At 38.2% G+C, this 20290-nt stretch carries 21 protein-coding genes; 11 read left to right on the forward strand and 10 right to left on the reverse strand.

Features of this window, described 5'->3' with window-relative positions; genetic code table 11:
- Positions 1 to 24: 24 nt before the first annotated feature.
- Complete coding sequence (locus LC418_RS20415) at positions 25 to 624, forward strand: nitroreductase family protein (protein WP_223560464.1); 600 nt, start codon at positions 25 to 27, stop codon at positions 622 to 624.
- Positions 625 to 679: 55 nt separating this feature from the next.
- Here LC418_RS20415 and murI read toward each other — a convergent pair whose 3' ends face one another.
- From murI to LC418_RS20445, 6 genes are all read right to left on the reverse strand, one after another.
- Positions 680 to 1510, reverse strand: coding sequence for a glutamate racemase (gene murI, locus LC418_RS20420; RefSeq protein ID WP_048502928.1), 831 nt, complete (start codon positions 1508 to 1510; stop codon positions 680 to 682).
- Positions 1511 to 1552: 42 nt separating this feature from the next.
- A complete protein-coding gene (locus LC418_RS20425; RefSeq protein WP_223560465.1) occupies positions 1553 to 3142 on the reverse strand; it encodes a DUF4139 domain-containing protein in 1590 nt (529 codons plus the stop codon).
- Between the two features lie 50 nt (positions 3143 to 3192).
- Positions 3193 to 4317 (reverse strand): radical SAM family heme chaperone HemW, encoded by a 1125-nt coding sequence (hemW, locus tag LC418_RS20430; RefSeq protein ID WP_223560466.1) that lies wholly within the window; start codon positions 4315 to 4317, stop codon positions 3193 to 3195.
- A 50-nt stretch (positions 4318 to 4367) separates the two neighbouring features.
- Entirely contained in the window at positions 4368 to 5318 is a 951-nt protein-coding gene (locus LC418_RS20435) for a PorP/SprF family type IX secretion system membrane protein (RefSeq protein WP_111960004.1), read from the reverse strand.
- Positions 5319 to 5369: 51 nt separating this feature from the next.
- The gene (locus LC418_RS20440; protein ID WP_223560467.1) at positions 5370 to 6443 is read right to left on the reverse strand and encodes an RluA family pseudouridine synthase; all 1074 of its coding nucleotides are present in this window, start codon (positions 6441 to 6443) and stop codon (positions 5370 to 5372) included.
- Positions 6444 to 6515: 72 nt separating this feature from the next.
- Positions 6516 to 7619 (reverse strand): PASTA domain-containing protein, encoded by a 1104-nt coding sequence (locus LC418_RS20445; protein ID WP_111960001.1) that lies wholly within the window; start codon positions 7617 to 7619, stop codon positions 6516 to 6518.
- A gap of 154 nt (positions 7620 to 7773) precedes the next feature.
- On the opposite strand from LC418_RS20445, the gene LC418_RS20450 reads away from it, so the two are divergent.
- The 3 genes from LC418_RS20450 (at position 7774) to LC418_RS20460 (ending at position 10432) form a co-directional block, all read left to right on the forward strand.
- Positions 7774 to 8757, forward strand: a complete 984-nt coding sequence (locus tag LC418_RS20450) for a D-alanine--D-alanine ligase (RefSeq protein ID WP_111960213.1) — start codon at positions 7774 to 7776, stop codon at positions 8755 to 8757.
- 162 nt (positions 8758 to 8919) lie between these two features.
- Positions 8920 to 9384, forward strand: coding sequence for a pantetheine-phosphate adenylyltransferase (gene coaD / locus LC418_RS20455; protein WP_111959999.1), 465 nt, complete (start codon positions 8920 to 8922; stop codon positions 9382 to 9384).
- A gap of 415 nt (positions 9385 to 9799) precedes the next feature.
- The gene (locus LC418_RS20460; protein WP_223560468.1) at positions 9800 to 10432 is read left to right on the forward strand and encodes a trimeric intracellular cation channel family protein; all 633 of its coding nucleotides are present in this window, start codon (positions 9800 to 9802) and stop codon (positions 10430 to 10432) included.
- A gap of 66 nt (positions 10433 to 10498) precedes the next feature.
- Here LC418_RS20460 and LC418_RS20465 read toward each other — a convergent pair whose 3' ends face one another.
- Both LC418_RS20465 and LC418_RS20470 read right to left on the reverse strand, forming a co-directional pair.
- Positions 10499 to 11068, reverse strand: a complete 570-nt coding sequence (locus tag LC418_RS20465; RefSeq protein WP_223560469.1) for a DUF2892 domain-containing protein — start codon at positions 11066 to 11068, stop codon at positions 10499 to 10501.
- A 75-nt stretch (positions 11069 to 11143) separates the two neighbouring features.
- Positions 11144 to 11638: a dihydrofolate reductase gene (locus tag LC418_RS20470; RefSeq protein WP_111959993.1), complete on the reverse strand. Its 495-nt coding sequence runs from the start codon at positions 11636 to 11638 to the stop codon at positions 11144 to 11146.
- Positions 11639 to 11712: 74 nt separating this feature from the next.
- Here LC418_RS20470 and LC418_RS20475 point away from each other — a divergent pair, with 74 nt between their 5' ends.
- From LC418_RS20475 to LC418_RS20495, 5 genes are all read left to right on the forward strand, one after another.
- A complete protein-coding gene (locus LC418_RS20475) occupies positions 11713 to 12318 on the forward strand; it encodes a LemA family protein (RefSeq protein WP_111959991.1) in 606 nt (201 codons plus the stop codon).
- Entirely contained in the window at positions 12318 to 12746 is a 429-nt protein-coding gene (locus tag LC418_RS20480; RefSeq protein WP_223560470.1) for a TPM domain-containing protein, read from the forward strand. The genes LC418_RS20475 and LC418_RS20480 overlap by 1 nt, the downstream gene beginning before the upstream one ends.
- On the forward strand, positions 12727 to 13539 hold the full coding sequence (locus LC418_RS20485) for a TPM domain-containing protein (protein ID WP_111959987.1): 813 nt from the start codon (positions 12727 to 12729) through the stop codon (positions 13537 to 13539). Before LC418_RS20480 ends, LC418_RS20485 begins: the two co-directional genes overlap by 20 nt.
- Before the next feature lie 191 nt (positions 13540 to 13730).
- Positions 13731 to 14252 (forward strand): NAD(P)H-dependent oxidoreductase, encoded by a 522-nt coding sequence (locus LC418_RS20490; RefSeq protein ID WP_111959985.1) that lies wholly within the window; start codon positions 13731 to 13733, stop codon positions 14250 to 14252.
- A gap of 3 nt (positions 14253 to 14255) precedes the next feature.
- Positions 14256 to 16142, forward strand: a complete 1887-nt coding sequence (locus LC418_RS20495) for a monovalent cation:proton antiporter-2 (CPA2) family protein (RefSeq protein WP_111959983.1) — start codon at positions 14256 to 14258, stop codon at positions 16140 to 16142.
- A gap of 1 nt (position 16143) precedes the next feature.
- On the opposite strand, the gene LC418_RS20500 is transcribed toward LC418_RS20495, so the two are convergent.
- On the reverse strand, positions 16144 to 16977 hold the full coding sequence (locus LC418_RS20500) for a head GIN domain-containing protein (protein ID WP_223560471.1): 834 nt from the start codon (positions 16975 to 16977) through the stop codon (positions 16144 to 16146).
- Positions 16978 to 17035: 58 nt separating this feature from the next.
- Between LC418_RS20500 and LC418_RS20505 the strand changes: the two genes are divergently transcribed.
- Positions 17036 to 19177, forward strand: a complete 2142-nt coding sequence (locus LC418_RS20505) for a M3 family metallopeptidase (RefSeq protein WP_223560472.1) — start codon at positions 17036 to 17038, stop codon at positions 19175 to 19177.
- 108 nt (positions 19178 to 19285) lie between these two features.
- Complete coding sequence (locus LC418_RS20510) at positions 19286 to 19663, forward strand: YchJ family protein (RefSeq protein WP_111959976.1); 378 nt, start codon at positions 19286 to 19288, stop codon at positions 19661 to 19663.
- A 37-nt stretch (positions 19664 to 19700) separates the two neighbouring features.
- On the opposite strand, the gene LC418_RS20515 is transcribed toward LC418_RS20510, so the two are convergent.
- Complete coding sequence (locus LC418_RS20515; RefSeq protein ID WP_223560473.1) at positions 19701 to 20201, reverse strand: FKBP-type peptidyl-prolyl cis-trans isomerase; 501 nt, start codon at positions 20199 to 20201, stop codon at positions 19701 to 19703.
- Positions 20202 to 20290: the final 89 nt, after the last annotated feature.

The following is a 20290-nucleotide window of genomic DNA, read 5'->3' on the forward strand; positions in this document are numbered from 1 at the left end:
ATAAAAATGATAGTACAATAATTTATGAACTTTTTAGAACAAATGAAAAAAAGGTATACGGTAAAAAAGTATAACCCACATGAAAAAATCAGTGCAGAACAGATTGCAGAATTGAAAGAGATCCTTAATCTAAGCCCTTCTTCAATCAACAGCCAGCCATGGAATTTTATTTTCATTAATAAGCCTGAACTCAGGGAACAGCTGGCAGAAGCATCATATTTCAATAAGGGAAAAGTATTAGACAGCAGCCATATTATTGTATTCCAGGTGATAAAGAATCCCGAAGACTTTGAAAAACAGATCGAAGAAAATCTTCCTGAAGGTTCCGTTAATTACTACAGAACTATGGTAAAACCACACGGCGAGGCTTCCATCCGGGCATGGATGGGGCATCAGGTGTATCTTTCACTGGGTGTTCTTCTTTCTGCTTGCGCTGCTATGGGAATAGATTCCACTCCGATGGAAGGTATTGAAACTGAAAAATATGACGAAATCCTTAAAAATGATTCTTATGAAACACTTTTTGCAGTAGCCATCGGGAAAAGAGATGAAAACGACAGCAACCATCCTGAAACGACTCCTAAAAGAAGGCTGAAGAGTGAAATGGTTATTTTAGAGCCATAACTTTTCAAAAGTTTTCATAAAATAAAAGCTGTTTCGGGTGAAACAGCTTTTTGTATTATAGTACTTTCAATTCCAGATCTATCGTCTTTCCAAAGAATTTCTTAGAGATTTTTTCAAAGTTCTTCGTCAGGTCCGAAAGATAAAAATGATAATTCGGTTTTGGATTATTGTCATTCAGAAGATGGTATTTATCCAGGATGATCTTAAGGTGATTGGCAACAATATTGGGTGAATCGATCACGCGGACCCTGTTTCCGTAATACTGCTTAATCTCATCGATCAGCAAAGGATAATGAGTGCACCCCAGAATAAGGGTTTCAATATTCTTGAGCTTGTTATTGCTTAAATAATTATAAATGATGGCATGCGTAATCGGATGGTTTTTGAATCCTTCTTCAATAGCAGGAACCAATAACGGAGTCGCCAGCTCATCAACTTTGATCCATTTATTCTGTTTCCTGATGCTTTTCTTATACAATCCGGAATTAACGGTTGCTTTTGTAGCAATGACTCCAACATTATTGTGGATCTCATACGCTACTTTTTCAGCAACAGGATTAATAACGTCTATGACGGGAACTTTTCCATTCACAGATTGCATCACTTCGTTTAAAGCATTGGCTGTAGCCGTATTACAGGCAATGACAATGGCTTTACAGTTCTGCTGAAGCAGAAAATTGGTGATCTTGGTAGAATATTCTATAATCGCATCCTTCGACTTTTCACCGTACGGAAGGTGTTTGGTATCTCCAAAATAGATCAGATCTTCGTGGGGAAGAAGTCTTTTGATCTCTTTAGCTACGGTAAGCCCTCCCACCCCACTATCGAAAATACCGATAGGCTGGCTTGGTGAAAGATGTGAATAATCTTGCTTTTTAGTTTTCAAGTGAACTGAAATTTTATACAAAAATAGTGAATAATCGGATATTTAATTAAGATTACTTATTGAAAAATCTTTTGGATATCTTACTTTATAGCTTACCCTGAATTTTTTGGTTTCTGATGAGGAGATTTTAACGTTCCACAGTAAGAATCCTTTTTCTTTATCGAGTTCAGCATTATCACTTTGAAGAAGCTCAATTTTTACAGCTTCATCCTTACTCAAAGGAATCTGATCCCGTATCTCGATATTAATTGCTTCTTTTTTGTTATTCCGGACAACAAGATCGTAAGTAATGGTTTTTTCCTGATAGGAAGAAAATAATTTTTCACTTGCCTTATCATTTACCACTTCTTTGCGGATGCTAATCTTTTTGTCATCACCAAGAGTAATGCTCATTTTATCATTCGTCTGGTTGGGATTGATCCTTGTTTCTCCTACATACATATTTTCAAAGATCACGCTGGCAGCCCCTGAAATCAGATTATATTTATTAAAATCTTTAATATCTGCAACCAAATAGGCAGTGGTATTGTATTTTGGAACAGTGTAATATTTGTATTCAGCCGGAAGCTTTATCTGTTTCAGATTAATAAAATGATCTTCATCATTTGACAGAATATCATAAGGAATATCTGTATCAAAACTTACATTCAATTGATTTTCATTAATTTTAATTCCATAACCTGTCATTACAACTTCTTCAATCTCCATCGTGCGCATAGTATCTCTTTTACCAGAATAGCCAATGTTTGTCCTTTCTTCATTCTTATAAGAATTCAAAAACCAAGGATTCATAACTGGAGCTTCGTTATTTCTTGAAGATCTTGAATTGATCAGCGAAAGCTTCACTCCTTTCCAGTCAAGTCCTGTATCCTGTCTTACTTTTGCTTTAAAAGTGACATCCAAAGGTTCAGTAAGCTTATTGCCCTTCACTTCATAAAATGGTTCCCAGGAAACGTTTTCTGCCAGATATCCCAGATCCATTTTTGCATTTCCTCCCCCATTGCTTGCAATTCTCAGAACAAGAACGCCATCAGAAAAAGTTTCCTCAGCTTCTGTATTAGCTTTCAAACGATTTTTTAAAGCTTCAAGTTTCTGCACAGTTTGTGTATATTTTTTATTAATATCAAGCTGTGCTATGCTTATTTCATTTCTTTTCGTCTTATAATATTCTGTCAGCTGCATCAGCTGGGCCACACTGGAAGTATTACTGCCAATTAAAAGTCCTTGATTCTTGTCTAAAAGTTCCAATGTTTTTTCATTCGTCTGACGCTCGATATTGATTTTTGTACTGAGATTTTCTAAAATAGCGATGCTGTCCTTAATTCTTTTTCCGTTAGGATTATTATTTTCAAAATAATTCGAGTTGTAGCTGTCTCTGTATTGCGCAGAAAGAATTGAGACATCTTTATTGTTGGTATTAATCTGTATAGATTTCTCCACAATTTCGTCCGAAATATTGGTCACAACAACCTCAGAAGTTCCTGCAGGAAGTGAAACACTCACAGAATTATGGAGTTCAGCAGAAGTTCTGTAAACATTTACAGCATTAACTTTTGCTTTTGTAAAGATTGGTTTTTGAGAGAAATGTAAAGCGCTTAAAAAAAGAAAAAATAGGAGTAAGTTTTTTCTCATAGTTCATGGTTTTTATTTAAAGTATAATCTCAAATATACATTAATAAACGTTACACCAAAAATAAATCTGAAGCAATTCCATCCGCCATAAACCAATGCTTTTCCGGTATTTTCAGATGATTGTTCTCCTGGATTAAAATACCTTCTTCTATTTTAGGTTTTACCTCGTGTCGGAAATGTTCAAGAATTTGATCACTGAATTTATTTTTCAGGCTTTCAAGATCTACTCCCCAGATTGTCCTCAAGCCAATCATAATCATTTCATTGAATTGATCATATTGTGAGAGAATCTCTTCTTCTTTGGCCAGAATTCCGGCATGAAGCTTTTTAATATACTGCTGATTGTTGGCCACGTTCCAGCTTCTGACATCAAATCCGTTGTACGAATGTGCGGAAGGACCGATTCCAAGATACTCTTTGTACTTCCAATATGCAGAATTATGCCTTGAATAAAAGCCAGGTTTTGCAAAATTGGAGACTTCATAATGCTCAAATCCGTTGCCTTTTAAGAAATCTGACATATAATAGAACTCCTTATTCTGTTCTTCTTCTCTAGGACTGGCAACTTTTCCTTTTGAAATCCAGTTTTCTAAAGCTGTTTTGGGCTCAACTGTCAATGCATAAGATGAAATATGCGGAACTTCAAGGGCTATGGTTTTGTTTAAATTCTCCTTCCAGATCTCCAGATTCGAGGTTGGAGAGCCATAAATAAGGTCTATACTTAAGTTTTCGAACCCAAAATCCTGTGCTCTTTTGATTGAACTCTCTGCTTCAGAAGCATTATGGGCACGGTTCATGAGTTTAAGATCTTCCTCAAAAAAACTTTGGGTACCGATGGAAAGCCTGTTGACCGGAGATTGAGCCAGTTGTTTTAAGAAGTTTTTATCCAGATCGTCGGGGTTGGCTTCCAGGGTAACTTCAATATCAGTATCAAAACTGAAGTATTTCAGGACTTCATCGATTAAAGAATTGATTTCATCCGCTGAAAGAATGGATGGTGTTCCACCTCCAAAATACAGGGATTTCAGATTTTTATTCTGCAGTTCATCTTTTCTAAGCCGGATTTCGGTCTTCATAGCACGGATCATCTCATCTTTAAAATTCAAAGAGGTAGAAAAGTGAAAGTTGCAGTAGCTGCATTTCTGCTTGCAGAATGGAATGTGAATATATATCATAAAAAAGCCCTGAAAATTTCAGAGCTCAAATTTATTTAAATTAAATCAAATTAATATCTATATCCTCTATGATTAATAAAGTTATCAAAGTTATAACCTAAGCTCAGCATAAAGCTGTTTCCACCATACGTCTGGATATCAGACATTCCGATGTTATAAGTTGCTCCGATCATTAATTTATTAATTCTCACTTTAACAACTGGTGCAACCTGTAACTGTTGGCTGTCAAATCGGTTCTGTACCGTTCTGTAACTTACACCGGCAGAGAATGAGTTGATATCATTGAAGAAAGTTGCCATTAAGTTGTAGTCGATCATTCTTGTTGAATTGGTATTCAAGTTAATCAACGCTGATGGCGTTACGAAGATATTGTCAGCAAAATGCCAGTCATATCCTAAGTTTAAGAAAAATTTAATTGGTGAAGGCTCAATTCCGTTTACTATAGCCTTGTCATTGCTTAGTGCAATATCGTTTACAGATACTCCTGCAAAGATATTTCTATAGGTAGCAGCTGCACCAAAGTTGGCGTAAGCCATAAAAATATTCCCTTCTTTTCCAATCAACAATGGATCGTAACCATCTTCAACGTTCACTGAAGTATAGTCGAAGTTCATATTATAAAATGAAACACTGGTACCGAAAGAGAACTGGTCTTTTCTGTCTCCCTCACTACTTAGTGGAATAAAGTATGAAGCTCCCGCTGTAATACCGCCTGCAGAAATAGGGCCATTGCTGTCTCTGAAAATAGAGAGCCCTGCTCCCACTCTGTCGAAAATGTTCCCGTTGATTCCTATAGACTGCGTATTTGGAGAATCGCTGAACTTGTCAAATTGTTTGTGGTAATTAGCATTAAGCTGTACGTAATCGGTCTTTCCGTACTGAGCTGGGTTGAACAGGAATTCACCATCCAAAAGATATTGCTGATAGTATGGTAGTGATTCTTGTGCTTTGTATGCATTTGACAAAAGAGCTAAACATACGATAGCATATAGTTTTCTCATAACAAATCTTGATTTCAATTCAACAAATATAAAAAAATTCTCAATATATTTTTAGTTTTCTAAATAATTTCTCCATTTTTTTACAGCATCCGCCATATCTTTGGGCATTGGGCTCTCAAAATATAATTCCTTTTTAGTAGTTGGATGTATAAACCCTAAAGTATGGGCATGGAGTGCATGTCTTGGCAGAATTTCAAAAACATTTTTTATAAACTGCTTATACTTAGGTAGATTCACTCCTCTTAAAGGTGTATGGCCTTCATATCTTTCGTCATTAAACAAAGTATGGCCGATATGTTTGAAATGAGCACGGATTTGGTGTGTTCTTCCTGTTTCAAGTTTACATTCTACCCAGGTCATATATTTAAAACGTTCTAGAACCTTATAATGCGTCACCGCGTGCTTTCCGTGGCTTCCGTCCTCGTAAACGGACATCTGCATCCGGTTCTTGGGATGCCTCCCGATATGCCCTCTTATGGTCCCTTCATCTTCCTGAGGATTCCCCCATACGAAAGCCCAGTATAATCTTTTTGTAGTTCTGTTAAAAAACTGTTTGGCTAAAAAGCTCAATGCATATTCGTTTTTTGCAATCACCAAAAGGCCTGAGGTATCTTTATCAATCCTATGAACAAGTCCTACCCTGTCCAGGTCAGATTTCTCACCGCTCTTTTCAAAATGGAAGGCCAATGCATTCACCAATGTTTTGTCCCAGTTTCCATGGCCTGGATGCACAACCATCCCCGGTTCTTTGTCTACCACTACCAGATCATCATCTTCATAAATGATATTCACAGGGATATCCTGAGGAATAATCACATTTTCCCTCGGCGGATGGGCAAGAAGCACCGAGATCTGGTCACCGGGTTTTACACGGTAATTCTGTTTTACCGGAGCACCGTTTACAACCACATTTCCGGCTCTGCAGGTCTGTGAAATTTTATTCCGTGAAGAGTTTTGTCTGTATATTAATAAGAACTTATCAATTCTTAACGGCTCCTGGTTTTTATCGACTTTGATATTAAGATGCTCATACAGTCCTTTATTTTCCTCATCAATATCGATGTTCTCCAAACTGTCGGAATCTAATAATTCTTCATCTAAAAAGTCTTCGTTATCTTCTGCCATTATTTTATTTTTTTACGCAAAAGGCCTCAACATTTTGCAGTTGAAGCCTATATTTTATATAATAAACTGTGATTATTCTACCACTACTTTTTTAGCCTTTGGCTTTTGGACCGGCTGCTGTGTTGCATTTCCTGTCGTTGTTGCCGGCTTATTTCCTGAACTCTGGCTGTTTGTTACAGCGGATTTAGGTTTTTCTGTTCCGGTTCCGGCAGGTTTGGCTCCAGTTGCTGCACTGCTCGTCTTTGCCGGCTCTGTTTTAGCAGGTTCAGATTTAGGAACTTCTTTTTTGGGTACAGGTACTGCTGCAGGTGGATTATAACTTGGTTCCGGATAGTTGGGAACTTCATCATAATGTACTGGAGGCAGTGATGTATCTACTTTCATTCGGTAGATAGAATTCAGCTGTTCTACTTTGGCCCTAAGCTCGGCAGGTGTTCTCTTACTTGCCCAAAGATCAATCTGCATTCCCTGATCTCGTACATCTCCGGAGGCCGGATCCTGATAATAGATAATATCAGATTCATCTTTACTTCCGTCTTCATGTTCTACCAAACCTACCTCAAATAAGCTTCTGGCGATTACAGCTCTTGCTTCTTTTACCGAAAGCCCTACCACGTTAGGAATAGAAATATTTCTCATAGGTCCTGAACCCACTACAACATCAATCACGGAGAATCTCGGAAGACGCGATCCGGGATTAACTGCATTACCTTTATATAACACTCTTAAAAGAGCATCTTTCTGAATACTCGGTTCATAGATGGTATCGCCGATCTTAAGACCAACCTGATCCAGTCTCTGAAAAGCCAGCCCTGAATATTTATTGATCACATCCGGAACCGTAATAGGAGCCCATGTTCTGGGATTAACTACAATTCTTACCAGCGATCCCGGTTTTACACGTGAACTGGATAAAGGGTGCATCTTCAAAACCTGAAAAGGCTTATATTTAGGGTTATATTCAGCACTGTCTACTTCATATTCCAGTCCGGTATCCTCTAATATTTTTACGGCATCATAAACCGATTTATTAATAACATTGGGCACAGGAATTTCCTGACCGTGATTGGTATGGTATTCCAGCCAGCGGAAAGTAAGCCACACTAACCCCACAAAAATACCGATGGCTACTGCTAAATTCAGTAAAACTTTCCAATTGAAAAGTGATTTAAGCATACTTAAAAATACTTTAATTATAACGGCAAATATAGCTAATAATTTTAAATGTGCTTTTATTTAACACAATTCATTTCAATTTTAAAATTTCTGAATTTCCCTTATTGCATTACATAAAATGATTAAATTTGCCTTAATTGATACTATAATGGTTATGAGCAAAAAAAGTGTTGCCGTTGTCATGGGAGGCTATTCGGATGAATATGTGGTTTCCTTAAAAAGCGGTCAGTTGATCTACGATTCTCTGGACAGAAATCTATATGATGTATATAAAGTAGTCATTCTTAAAGATGAGTGGTATTTTTTAGGAGAAAACGATCAAAAATATGAAATCAACCGCGGAGATTTTTCAGTGACTTTAGATAATCATGAAAAACTGAAATTCGATGCCTGTTTCAACATTATCCACGGAACTCCGGGTGAAAACGGAATCCTGCAGGCCTATTGGGACGCTATCGGGCAGAAATATACCGGTTGTGGTTTCTACCAAAGCGCTTTAACCTTCAATAAAAAAGACACATTGGCTGTCTTATCAAAGTATGGAATTCCTTCTGCCAAAAGCATTTATTTAAGAAAAGGAGAAGACATCAATACAGACGAAATTATTGAAAGTCTTGGCCTTCCGGTTTTCGTTAAGCCCAACCAGTCCGGTTCATCTTTGGGAATTTCAAAAGTAAAGGAAAAGTCAGAATTAATTGCTGCAACGGAAATTGCGTTCAAAGAGGATGATGAAATTCTTATCGAAAGCTTCCTGGACGGAATGGAAGTTTCTGTAGGGGTCATAGATTTTAAAGGCGAAACCATCGTTTTAGGAATCACTGAAATCGTACCGACCAATGAATTCTTTGATTATGAAGCTAAATACGAAGGAGCTTCAGAAGAAATTACCCCGGCAAGAATTGACGATGCAACAAGAATCAGAGTGGAAGAAATTTCAAAAAGAGCTTACAATTCCCTTGGCATGAGCGGTTTTTCAAGAAGTGAATTCATCCTTATGGATGGTATTCCTTATATGCTTGAAATGAATACCAATCCGGGATTCTCACCGGCCAGTATTCTTCCGCAACAGGCAAAAATTTATGGAATATCCATCACAGATCTTTGCGGAAACGAAGTAGAAAAAGCATTGAATAAATAATAATAGAAGTTAGAATCTAGAGGTTAGAAGTTAGTTGTTAATGAATGGAAGTTTGAAGATGGAAGAAAACCCGGTGAATAGTTCACCCCGGCAACCTAAATCTCGCAACCGAAACCCAAAACACAGACCTCATAACCCATAACTCATCATAACACGTAAAACATGAAAATTGCTGTTTTCCCCGGATCCTTTGATCCTATTACTCTGGGACATTATGATATTATTGAAAGAGCGGCTCCGCTTTTTGACAAACTGATTATTGCGATCGGGCAGAATTCCCAAAAAAAATATATGTTTCCTCTGGAAAAAAGAATGGAATTTATTCAAAATTCCGTCGCTGAATTCCCCAATGTAGAAGTAGACTTTTTTGAAGGATTAACGGTGGACTACTGTTTTGAAAAGGACGCGCAATACATCCTGAGAGGCTTAAGAAATCCCGCTGATTTTGAATTTGAAAAAGCAATAGCCCACACTAACAGAACTTTGGCCCATAAAAAGCTGGAAACCGTATTCTTATTAACCTCATCCGGAAAATCTTTCATCAGCAGCAGCATCGTAAGGGAAATCATCAACCACAACGGAGAATATGAATTGCTGGTCCCGGAAGCCGTCAGGGTACAACGATAAGTAATGAGTAATAGGTAATGAGAATTTGGGAAATATGGATTACAATCAAATTTTTCTACTCTTGTGATTAAATCTCTTTCATCATTACCTTATTCAGATGATGTGTCGGTCATAAGAAAGCAAATTATAAGATCTTCTACTTCAGTAGCCGCAAATTAAAGAGCTGCTTCAAGAGCAAGATCTGAAAAGAAAAAATTTGCTAAGCCCTGCATTGTTATAGAAGAAATTGATGAGACTCAACTTTGACTTGAGATCATTGAAGAATTGGAATACCTAAGTTCTGAAAAAATGATTCATTTAAAATCAGAATGTGAAGAACTTGTAAAGGTTATGACTAAGTATAAATTTAGATTATTCCAGCTTTAAATGGCATAATTTTTATTACTCATTGCCCATTACCTATTACTCATAAATTATGCACGAACAGTTCAATTTTGCCATAGAGGTGCTCGGAACCATTTCCTTTGCAATGTCGGGGAGTTTTGCAGCGATGCAGAAACGCCTTGATCCGTTCGGGGTACTGATTATTGCATTCGTCACTTCTGTGGGAGGAGGAACTGTAAGAGATCTCCTGCTGGATATTCCGGTTTTCTGGATGCATGATCTTTTAACGTGCGCCCTGATTTTGGGTACCAGCATTTTTGCCATGGTCTTCAAGTCTATTGAAAAGAACTTCAAGGTAACCTTATTTATTTTTGACAGCTTCGGACTGGGGTTATTTACCATTATCGGGGTTCAGAAAGGGCTCAATGCTGATATTCATCCGCTTATATGTATCGCACTGGGAACTATAACCGGGTGTTTCGGAGGAATCATACGGGATATCCTCCTGAACAGGATTCCACTGATCTTTAGAAAAGAGATCTACGCTACAGCATGTATTGTTGGCGGATCTGCATTTCTGCTGATGACAAAGTTTATCCCGCTTTCCTATACGTTTATACAGATATTCACTATTATATTAATTGTTTCTATCCGAACTCTTGCTGTAAAATATCACTGGCAAATGCCTAAGTTCTATGGCTATGATCAGAATTCTGAGATGTAGCGGTCATGCATTCATATAACAAAAAAAGCACCTGATCCAGGTGCTTTTTCAGTTTCGTATATTGTCTTAGAAGAATTTCCCTCTCTGTCTCATATTCGGATTGTGCATATGTTTCTGCATAGAAGGCATTTTCAGCTGATCTTTCATCATTTTGATCTGATCCGTCATCATTCCTGCCGAGTCCAATCTTTTAGCCTCGTCCAGAAGCCTCTGCCCTTCCTGTTTTCTTCCTTTAGAAATGGCTGCTGCTGCAAGATTCAATGTTGCCATCGCTCTGTCGTGCTTCATATTCAGGCCATATTCCAAAGCTTTTTTCATCAGCGGTTCCACTTTTGCAGGATGCTCCTGAGCCTGGGTCAGTCCCTGTAAATAGTGGAAATATCCATATTGGGATTTATGAAGCTGCGCCTGGTAATTGGTGATTCCGTTTAACCATTCTGCGGCTTTTTCCATATTCTGCTTTCTCAGCTGCCAGAAGGCAAGGAGAATGTATTCATTCTTGATGAAAAGTATAATAGGCAGTGCTGCAAGAAGGAAAACTACGATTCCCCAGCCCAGACTTCTTGTGAAAATCATCATATAAAGTCCTAAAAGGATAAGAACTGCTGCAATTACAATTTTTATGTACTTATTCATTGTTCAATTTTAGAAGTGCAAAGATAGAAAATTTACAGGTTAGAAGCTAGAGGTAAAAAGTTAGAATTTTCACAACTATTCGCTCTTGATTCGTTCAAATGTCTGAAAGCAAAAATCGTATTCATTCTTTTCATCCTTTTCATGACAGGTCTCTTCAGTTTTTTTCCAGACTTTCGGATTTATCTTTGGAAAAAATGTATCGGCATCAAGATCAGCCTTAACTAAAGTAACTTCCAGTTTATCAACAATTTCTATAGTCTGTTCATAGATATTTCCGCCACCGATAATGAATACTTCCTCATCGATCTTTTTGGCGAATTTTACTGCTTCTTTAATGCTTCCAACGATCAGGATTCCTTCTTCAAACCAGTTTTTCTTTCTGGAAATTACAATATTGGTACGGTTAGGCAGCGGTTTCCCTATACTTTCATAGGTTTTTCTTCCCATAATAACAGGATGTCCGGAAGTAATATCTTTAAAGTGTTTCAGGTCTTTAGGAAGATGCCACAGCAGTTTATTTTCAAAACCGATCTCGTTCTTCTCTCCCATGGCCACCACTATTGTTGTCATTCTAATAATTTTTTACAAAATTAGCACATAATTTGTATATTTGATTAGCACAAAAAATTAAAAAAAAATAAACTATGAAAAATAAAGGCTGCCTTAGTGCAGGAACTATCGGTATTGCACTGCTTATTATTGTAGGTGTACTATTCTTCTGGGGGAAAAACGGGTATAATAATTTTGTTTCGAAAGAACAGAACGTAAACTCCAAATGGTCTAATATAGAAACTGTATATCAGAAAAGAGCCAATCTTATTCCGAATCTGGAAAGAACCGTTAAATCGTATTCAAAATTTGAACAGGAAACATTAACTAAAGTCGTTGAGGCGCGTTCCAAAGCAACTTCTATCAACATCGATCCTACGAATATGACAGAAGCTGATATGGCTAAATTCCAGGCAGCACAGGGAGAATTATCCGGAGCACTAAGCAGGTTAATGGCTGTAGTGGAATCTTATCCGAATTTAAAAGCGGACCAGCAGTATATTAATTTTCAGAGAGAATTTACGGCGATAGAAAACAGCATCAGAACCGAAACGGTTTATTATAATGATGCGGCCAAAGATTACAACACAACAATCAAAACATTCCCGAATAATATTCTGGCGAATTTTACAAACTTTAAAGAAAAACCTTTCTTCAAGGCTGAAGCCGGTGCAGAAAAAGCACCAGAAGTATTTAAATAATGAGCCGTTTTTTGACAAATCAGCAGATCACTTCCCTTGTGGAAGCTATACAGTCGGCAGAAAAACATTCTACAGGCGAGATCAGAGTACATATTGACTCGAACACGGAAACGGAGAATGCACAGACTGCATTTGAGGTTTTCAAAGAACTGTGTATGAATAAAACTGCCGACAGAAACGCTGTGCTTTTTCATGTCAATTTTGAACAGAAATATCTGACCATTATTGGCGACATTGGAATCCATGACAAGGTACACCAATCGTACTGGGATCACCTGCACGACTATATCACTGCTGAATTTACCAAAGGAAATTATTATAAAGCTTTAAAAAGCGGCATTCTGGAAACCGGTCTTGAATTAAAAAAACATTTTCCTGTAGAAGGAGAAAACCCCAATCAGCTGTCTAATGAAATTACGTTCTCTTAAACTGGTATTTTCATTTATACTCTTCTGCTTTTACACTTTTGTATCGGCACAGTATACAATCCCGCCCAAACCGGCGGTTCTATATCCTGTGTTTGACGAGGCAGGCCTGCTCACACAGCAGCAAAAAGACGAACTGAACAATAAGCTGATTAAATTTGCAGATTCTACTTCCACGGAAATCGAAGTGGTTATTATCCCTTCTACCAAAGGAGAAGATGTGAACTTTCTGGCAACCATGTTCGGAGAAAAGTGGGGAATCGGAAAAAAAGGAGTGGATAACGGCGTTGTTTTCCTGATCGCTACAGAAGACAGAACCATGTCTATCCAACAGGGAAGAGCTGTAGAACAGTACCTTACCGCTTCTGTTGCAGGACAGATCCTTGATTATATTGTCACTCCCAATTTCAGACAGGGGCAATGGTATGACGGCATCAACCGTGGCACCTCAGCGATCATGGAGGCTGTTCAGGGAAAATTCAAACCTATGGAAACCTCAGCACCTTCAGGTAATGGAAGTGCTTTTAAGATCCTTATTATCGCATTTGTCATCTTTATCATTCTGGCCTTTATCTTTGGAGGCAGAGGCGGAGGACGTGGCGGCGGTAATAATGATGACGACGATGTGATCATTACCAGAAGAGGACGCAGAAATTACCCCGGTGGATTCTTTCCATTCCCTGGCAGCTTCGGTGGAGGCGGTTTTGGAGGTGGAAGTTCCGGAGGCGGTGGTGGATTCGGCGGTTTTGGTGGCGGAGGAAGCTTCGGCGGCGGTGGCGCTTCAGGCGGATGGTAATTTAAAAGATAACAAAAATTCAATATAATCGGGCCCAGTGCCCGATTTTTTATTTAAAACACTAAAATCCTGTCATTTCTTTGTTTTATTTTAACATTAAATTCAATTTTCCATAGTAAAAAATTAACAAAACCATATAAAATCCGTCTTTTATCCAATTTTTTTTCATTATATTTACTGAAAACAGGTTTATGAAAAAGACGCTGGTAGTTTTTGCACATCCCTATTTAGAGCACTCCAATTCAAATGTGGAGCTTATCAATTTCTATGTCCGCCACCAGCACTTTACCCTTAGAGATCTTTACGAAGAATATCCGGATTTTCACATTGCCGCATTCAGGGAGAGGAAAAGATTAAGAAGCTATGACCGTTTTATTTTTCAGTTTCCGCTTATCTGGTTCGGAATCCCCCCTTTATTAAGATTATGGATCGATGAAGTGTTCGACAGGGACTGGCTCAGAGAAGGTGAAACCAATCCACTGGAAGGAAAAGAAATTTATATTCTGATAACGACCGGTGGAAAGGAAAGATCATTCAGTAAAAACGGAACGTATCAGTATACGGTGGAAGAACTGATCAGCGGGCTGATCGTATCTTTAAAGGTTTTCAAAGCGAATATAAAACATATCAAAATCGTTTATGAAGCCAATAAACTGAGCAAAAAAGAGATTATTCTACATAAAAAAGAATTTACAGAACTACTCAACCAATAGCATATGGAGTCCAGCTTAGCAATGAATACATTACTTTTCTTAGGTGTAGCCATTATTATGGTTCCGCTGGCGAGAAAATTTGGATTGAGTTCAGTTATCGGATATATATTAGGAGGTATCATCATCGGCCCATATGTTCTAAGGCTTACCGGGAAAGATGTTAACGACATCATGCATGCCAGTGAGTTTGGAGTGATCATGCTCCTTTTTTTGGTAGGGCTGGAACTGGAACCCCGGAAATTCTGGGAAATGCGGAAGAAAATTATGGGCCTCGGGCTTACACAGATGCTTCTTTCTATTTCACTGCTTTTTCTGGTTTTTATCAGTGCCGGATGGAGAATAGACAAAGCCATTGCTATCGCGATGTGTTTTGCTCTTTCTTCTACTGCCATCGTGCTACAAACCCTTCAGGAAAAAAACAATTTTAAAACTATGGCTGGAGAAGCCTCGTTCTCTACCCTGCTGTTTCAGGATATTGCGGTGATCCCTATCCTGGCTATCCTTCCACTTATTGCTAATTATAAAGCAAATCATCACGATAACGAAATCCAAATTATTATTCAGAAACTTCCGGAATGGATGCAGGCCGGAACTGTGATTTTAGGGGTTGCTATTCTGATCCTTCTGGGAAGATATGTATTTGTTCCTTTCTTAAGATATGTTTCAAAGTCGGGAATGACGGAACTCCTCACCGCCTCCTCTTTATTCTTAGTGATTGGAGTTTCGGAACTTATGGCTGCCATTGGTCTGTCTCCTGCACTGGGTGCTTTCTTAGCCGGTGTAATGCTTGCCAACAGTGAATTCCGCCATGAGCTTGAAGCGCAGATCAATCCTTTTAAAGGGCTGCTTTTAGCTGTATTCTTTGTGAGCGTAGGCTCTACAATTAATTTTAACATCATTCAGCAGGATCCCATCTTTATCTTCTCTACTGTTTTTGCAGTATTGACTGTAAAATTTGTAGTTCTGTATGCTATTGGCAAGTTTTTTAAGATTGATACATCACAGAGTTTATTTTATGCGTTTGCTCTTTCGCAGGTGGGAGAATTTGCTTTTGTCCTGATCAATTATGCTTCAGATCTTTATCTTTTAAGTCCTGAACTCAATGCACAAATGATGGCCGTTACTGCAATCACAATGTGCATCACTCCTATTCTCCTGATCATTAACGACCGGCTCATTACTCCTAAATTTATTAAAGAAATCCCTGATGAAGAGAATGATTTTAATATCCTGGACAATAATGTAAGCCAAAAGAAGATCATTATTGTAGGTTTCGGGCATTTTGGAAGTACTGTAGGGCGTCTTTTAAAAGCCAATAAAATATCGGCAACAGTTCTGGACAGAGATTCTGACCGTGTAAAACTGCTGAGAAGCTATGGTTTTAAGGTTTATTACGGTGATGCCACAAGAATTCCCATTTTAAGGGCTGCAGGAATTGAAGATGCAGAAATTCTTGTTCTCTGTCTTGATGATCCTGATGACAATAAGTTCATAGCGGAACTGGTGCGAGAACATTATCCTAAAGTGCGGATTTTTGTAAGGGCTAAAAACAGAATCGATGCTTATAATTACCTTAACAACGGTATTGAAAACATTTACCGGGAAACATTGGGAACCGCAGTAGATATGGCTGTAGATGTCCTTCATGAAACCGGGATGAGAAAATATGCGGCAAGACGACTCGGACAAAGGTTTATGGCCATAGACAAAGCTTCTATCAGAAGGCTGGCCAAAGCAAAGGAGGATGACGAGATTTTATTGTTCACCACAAAAGAAATCCTCCAGCGTGAGGAGGAATTACTGGCTTATGATAACCTTAATTTTGATAATAAGAATTGGGAAGGTTCCTCGTCAGTAGGTGAAGAAAATGACGAGGAACCTCCTAATTAATTTATTGAATACTGACGCTTCCGCCACTGCTTTCCTGCTTGGTTATGCTTTTCAGTTCACCTTTTTTAGAAACATCTATGCTCCCGCCGGAAGAAGCTTCTGCATTCAGCGAAGAAACAGCACTGATCTGAATGCTTGCGCCGCTGGACGCCTCAGCTTTTACATGATCGGCAATAACTTCTTTTGCTGAAATACTGCTGGCTGATGAAGAAGTAATCTCTGCATTTTTAGTTTTTCCTGAAATATTAATGCTTGCTGCTGATGAGGCATCAACATCAAGGTCCACCGCCCAAACTTTACCGCTGAAACTGCTGCTGCTGTCTGCCGAAAGATCAAAATCATTAGCTTCCAGATCGCCGGAAACGCTTGATGCGCTGGAGATTTCAACATTCATTTTTTCCTGTGTGAATTTATCTTTTATGGTAACACTTGCAGCAGAATTAGCAACGAGCTTAGAAAAATCTTTGGTATAAATCTTAGCCTTCACATTATGGCTGTTCATAACCCTGATACCACGCTTATAATGGATATGAAGCTTTCCGCCACTGTTTTCCACAAGAATTTCATTGAGGATATTTTCAGGTGCAGAAATAACAACCTTTTCAGTTTCGGATTTGATTATCTCAGCACCAATAGCCTGGGAAACTTCTATTTCATCAAAATCTCCGTTAAATACTTTTTCTTTAACCGGACCACTGTCTTTGTCGATCACTTTGTCTACCCAACCGTTATCGTTATTACGGTCATTATTTTCATTGTTTCTTTTATCATGCCTTTCATTGCATGAGGTTATCAGCGAGAAGGCTGAAAGTACAAAAAGAGTTGTCGATTTCATGTTTACTGCTTTTATAAATTAAGTTTTAATATCTTTATACTTTAATAACAACTAATTTATGAAAAATATTTCATCGGTATTGTTAATTTCTGCCCTGGCACTTAACCAATCTTGTACTACAATGAAGAAAACCGATACTCAACAGGAGATTCCTGTTACCGATCCATCCTTATCTTCAAACCCTTTTATGAAGAAAAGCGAGCTTCAGTATGAAGCTCCGGAATTCGATAAAATTAAAAATGAACATTTCAAACCTGCATTTGATTTCGGACTTAAACAGCATGATGCTGAGATCCTGAAGATCGCAAATAATCCGGAAGCTCCTACTTTTGAAAACACTATTGTTGCCCTTGAAAAAAGCGGTGAAGTTTTAAAAAGAGCCACTATTGTATTTTCTAATCTTACAAGCGCTAATACAAATCCTACCCTTCAGGCTTTGGATGAAGAATATGCTCCTATTTTTGCAGCGCATTCTGATAAAATGTACCTGAATGAAAATTTATATAAAAGAATTAAGTCTATTCAAGAAGACGGTTTAGATCCTGAAAGCAAAAAACTGGTTCAGTATTATAAGCAGAATTTTGAAATTGCAGGAGCCAATCTTTCTTCTGCTGATAAAGAAAAACTAAAGCAGATCAATCAGGAACTCGCTTCACTTTCCACTCAATATGCCAATAAGCTATTGGAAGCCAGAAAGCAGGGAGGCGTATTTTTCTCTGATGCCAAAGAACTTGACGGACTTTCTGCTGACGAGATTGAAGCCGCAGCAACGGATGCTAAAACTGCAGGACAACCGGGAAAATATCTTCTTGCCCTTCAGAATACTACACAACAGCCTCTTCTTCAAAATCTTAAGAACAGAGCTACAAGAGAAAAACTGTTCAAAGCATCGTGGCTCAGAGCTGAAAAAGGTGACGGAAACGATACCCGTGAAACGATTGAAAAACTAGCTAAACTGAGACTTAAAAAAGCTCAGACTTTAGGAAAAGTAAGCTTTGCTGAATGGAAACTTCAGGACCAGATGGCCAAAACACCTGAAGCAGCTACAAAACTAATGAACCAAATTGCTACACCAGCAGTAGAAACGGCAAAACGTGAAGCAAAAGATATTCAGGATCTGATCGATCAGCAGAAAGGTGGTTTCAAAGTAGAACCATGGGACTGGAATTTCTATGCTGAGCAGGTAAGAAAAGCAAAATATGATCTTGATGAAAACCAGATCAAGCCTTATTTTGAGGTAACTACTGTTTTGGAAAAAGGAGTCTTCTATGCTGCTGAAAAGTTCTATGGACTTACTTTTAAAAAGAGAACCGATCTTCCGGTTTATCATCCGGATGTAGTAACCTATGAGGTTTTTGACCACGATGGAAAATCTATCGCGATTTATTATCTTGATTTCTATACCAGAGATTCTAAAAATGGAGGTGCATGGATGAGCAATTTTGTTGAGCAGTCTTATCTTTTAGGAACCAAACCTGTGATTGTAAACTGTTATAATTATCAGAAGCCGGCTCCAGGAAAGCCGTCACTAATTAGCTACGATGATGTTTCCACAATGTTCCACGAGTTTGGACATTCAATCCACGGTATGTTTGCAAGTCAGAAATACCCGTCACTTTCAGGAACAAGTGTTCCTAGAGATTTCGTGGAATTCCCTTCACAGATCAATGAGCATTGGGCTTTAGATCCTGTCGTTCTTAAAAATTATGCGCTTCACTACGAAACAAAACAACCAATTCCTCAGGCCTTAGTTGAAAAAATTAAAAAGGCAGCTACATTCAACCAGGGATATATGACGACAGAACTTGTTTCTGCGGCAGCTCTGGATATGGACTGGCATACCGTGACGAATGAAAGTCAGTTGATTCCTGTTCTGGATTTTGAAAAACAGTCGTTAGCCAGCCATGGGTTTACTTTAGCTACAGTACCACCAAGATATCATACTCCTTATTTTGCCCATATCTGGGGCGGAGGGTATTCAGCTGGATATTATGCTTATTTATGGTCTGAAACCCTTGATAATGATGCATGGGAGTGGATTAAAAACAATGGAGGCCTGACAAGAGAAAATGGCGACCGTTTCAGAAAATATATTCTTTCTGTAGGAAACTCTGTAGACCTTAACCAGGCATTCAGAGATTTTACAGGACATGATCCTGATATCAAACCTTTATTGAGAAACAGAGGTTTTATTAAATAAATTGTATTGAGAAGCATCCGATTGGGTGCTTCTTTTTTATGTAAATGGGCTAAAGCCCATTCCTATTGATTAAATTTCTACTTTTGCTGTTCAAAAAAATAAATAAAAATGGATTGTCCCTGCTGTTCAGGAAAACTTTACGAAGAATGCTGCCGACCTTATCACATCGGAGAAAAATATGCTCCGACTGCGGAAGCCCTGATGCGTTCCAGATTTTCTGCATTTGCCATTCCGAACGGAAAATACCTGATGGAAACTACATCTCCGGCAAAAAGAAAATTCCACAACATAGAAGATCTGCAGGAATGGGGAGAGATTAACGAATGGACAAAACTGGAAATTATAGATAAACCTTCTGTCAGCAAAGTTGAGTTTAAAGCCTTTTATACTGATGAAGAAGGACATGAGCAAATCCATCATGAATTATCAAAATTCAAAATGATTCAAAACCGTTGGTTTTACGTGAGTGGGGAATTTTTAGAATAAAAAAAATGTCCGAAAAAATCCGGACATTGATTATAGTTTAGTGGGCTTCTGTTCCGTCAGCTCCATGAACATGACCATGTGCCAGTTCTTCTTCCGTCGCAGGACGAGTATTTACAATTTCTACCTGGAAATCTAAAACTTTCCCCGCCATTGGATGGTTAAGGTCTGCCACTACTGCTTCAGGGGTTACCTCTAACACAAATGCCTGGAAATTATTTCCCTGCCCATCTGATAAAGGCAAAATAGCGCCTAAAGGCGGAGTTCCTGATTCCTGAAACATATCGATAGGCAACTGTACGATTGAATTAGGATCTTTTTCTCCGTAAGCTTCTTCAGGCTGAATAACAAAAGCTGCTTTATCACCTGCCTTCAGGCCAAGGATATTTTGTTCAAACTTTGGAATCATCATTCCTACACCATATAAAAATGTAAGTGGGTTTTCTGCTGTTGTTTCTTCTACAAGAATTTTACTTCCATCTTCTTCGATCGTGTGAAGTACGTAACTTACTGCTACAACATGGTTGTTTTCAATTGTCATATTTTATCTTTTTTTTCGTGATTTTTTTCACGATTAACGGCACAAATATACTATTTTTGAAATGATTGACTTTGGAAAAGATGTTAAAA

This window comes from Chryseobacterium lathyri, from assembly GCF_019970085.1.
GTDB lineage: Bacteria > Bacteroidota > Bacteroidia > Flavobacteriales > Weeksellaceae > Chryseobacterium > Chryseobacterium lathyri.

Excerpts from the sequence above, each read along its gene's own strand:
- LC418_RS20510 (WP_111959976.1), top strand. The coding sequence starts at position 19,286 with ATGGATTGTCCCTGCTGTTCAGGAAAACTTTACGAAGAATGCTGCCGA.
- LC418_RS20485 (WP_111959987.1), top strand. The coding sequence starts at position 12,727 with ATGAAATTACGTTCTCTTAAACTGGTATTTTCATTTATACTCTTCTGC.
- LC418_RS20435 (WP_111960004.1), bottom strand. The coding sequence starts at position 5,318 with ATGAGAAAACTATATGCTATCGTATGTTTAGCTCTTTTGTCAAATGCA.
- LC418_RS20480 (WP_223560470.1), top strand. The coding sequence starts at position 12,318 with ATGAGCCGTTTTTTGACAAATCAGCAGATCACTTCCCTTGTGGAAGCT.
- LC418_RS20440 (WP_223560467.1), bottom strand. The coding sequence starts at position 6,443 with ATGGCAGAAGATAACGAAGACTTTTTAGATGAAGAATTATTAGATTCC.
- LC418_RS20450 (WP_111960213.1), top strand. The coding sequence starts at position 7,774 with ATGAGCAAAAAAAGTGTTGCCGTTGTCATGGGAGGCTATTCGGATGAA.
- LC418_RS20515 (WP_223560473.1), bottom strand. The coding sequence starts at position 20,201 with ATGACAATTGAAAACAACCATGTTGTAGCAGTAAGTTACGTACTTCAC.
- LC418_RS20415 (WP_223560464.1), top strand. The coding sequence starts at position 25 with ATGAACTTTTTAGAACAAATGAAAAAAAGGTATACGGTAAAAAAGTAT.
- hemW (WP_223560466.1), bottom strand. The coding sequence starts at position 4,317 with ATGATATATATTCACATTCCATTCTGCAAGCAGAAATGCAGCTACTGC.
- LC418_RS20445 (WP_111960001.1), bottom strand. The coding sequence starts at position 7,619 with ATGCTTAAATCACTTTTCAATTGGAAAGTTTTACTGAATTTAGCAGTA.
- LC418_RS20465 (WP_223560469.1), bottom strand. The coding sequence starts at position 11,068 with ATGAATAAGTACATAAAAATTGTAATTGCAGCAGTTCTTATCCTTTTA.
- LC418_RS20475 (WP_111959991.1), top strand. The coding sequence starts at position 11,713 with ATGAAAAATAAAGGCTGCCTTAGTGCAGGAACTATCGGTATTGCACTG.
- LC418_RS20425 (WP_223560465.1), bottom strand. The coding sequence starts at position 3,142 with ATGAGAAAAAACTTACTCCTATTTTTTCTTTTTTTAAGCGCTTTACAT.
- LC418_RS20460 (WP_223560468.1), top strand. The coding sequence starts at position 9,800 with ATGCACGAACAGTTCAATTTTGCCATAGAGGTGCTCGGAACCATTTCC.
- LC418_RS20505 (WP_223560472.1), top strand. The coding sequence starts at position 17,036 with ATGAAAAATATTTCATCGGTATTGTTAATTTCTGCCCTGGCACTTAAC.
- coaD (WP_111959999.1), top strand. The coding sequence starts at position 8,920 with ATGAAAATTGCTGTTTTCCCCGGATCCTTTGATCCTATTACTCTGGGA.
- LC418_RS20470 (WP_111959993.1), bottom strand. The coding sequence starts at position 11,638 with ATGACAACAATAGTGGTGGCCATGGGAGAGAAGAACGAGATCGGTTTT.
- LC418_RS20490 (WP_111959985.1), top strand. The coding sequence starts at position 13,731 with ATGAAAAAGACGCTGGTAGTTTTTGCACATCCCTATTTAGAGCACTCC.
- LC418_RS20500 (WP_223560471.1), bottom strand. The coding sequence starts at position 16,977 with ATGAAATCGACAACTCTTTTTGTACTTTCAGCCTTCTCGCTGATAACC.
- LC418_RS20495 (WP_111959983.1), top strand. The coding sequence starts at position 14,256 with ATGGAGTCCAGCTTAGCAATGAATACATTACTTTTCTTAGGTGTAGCC.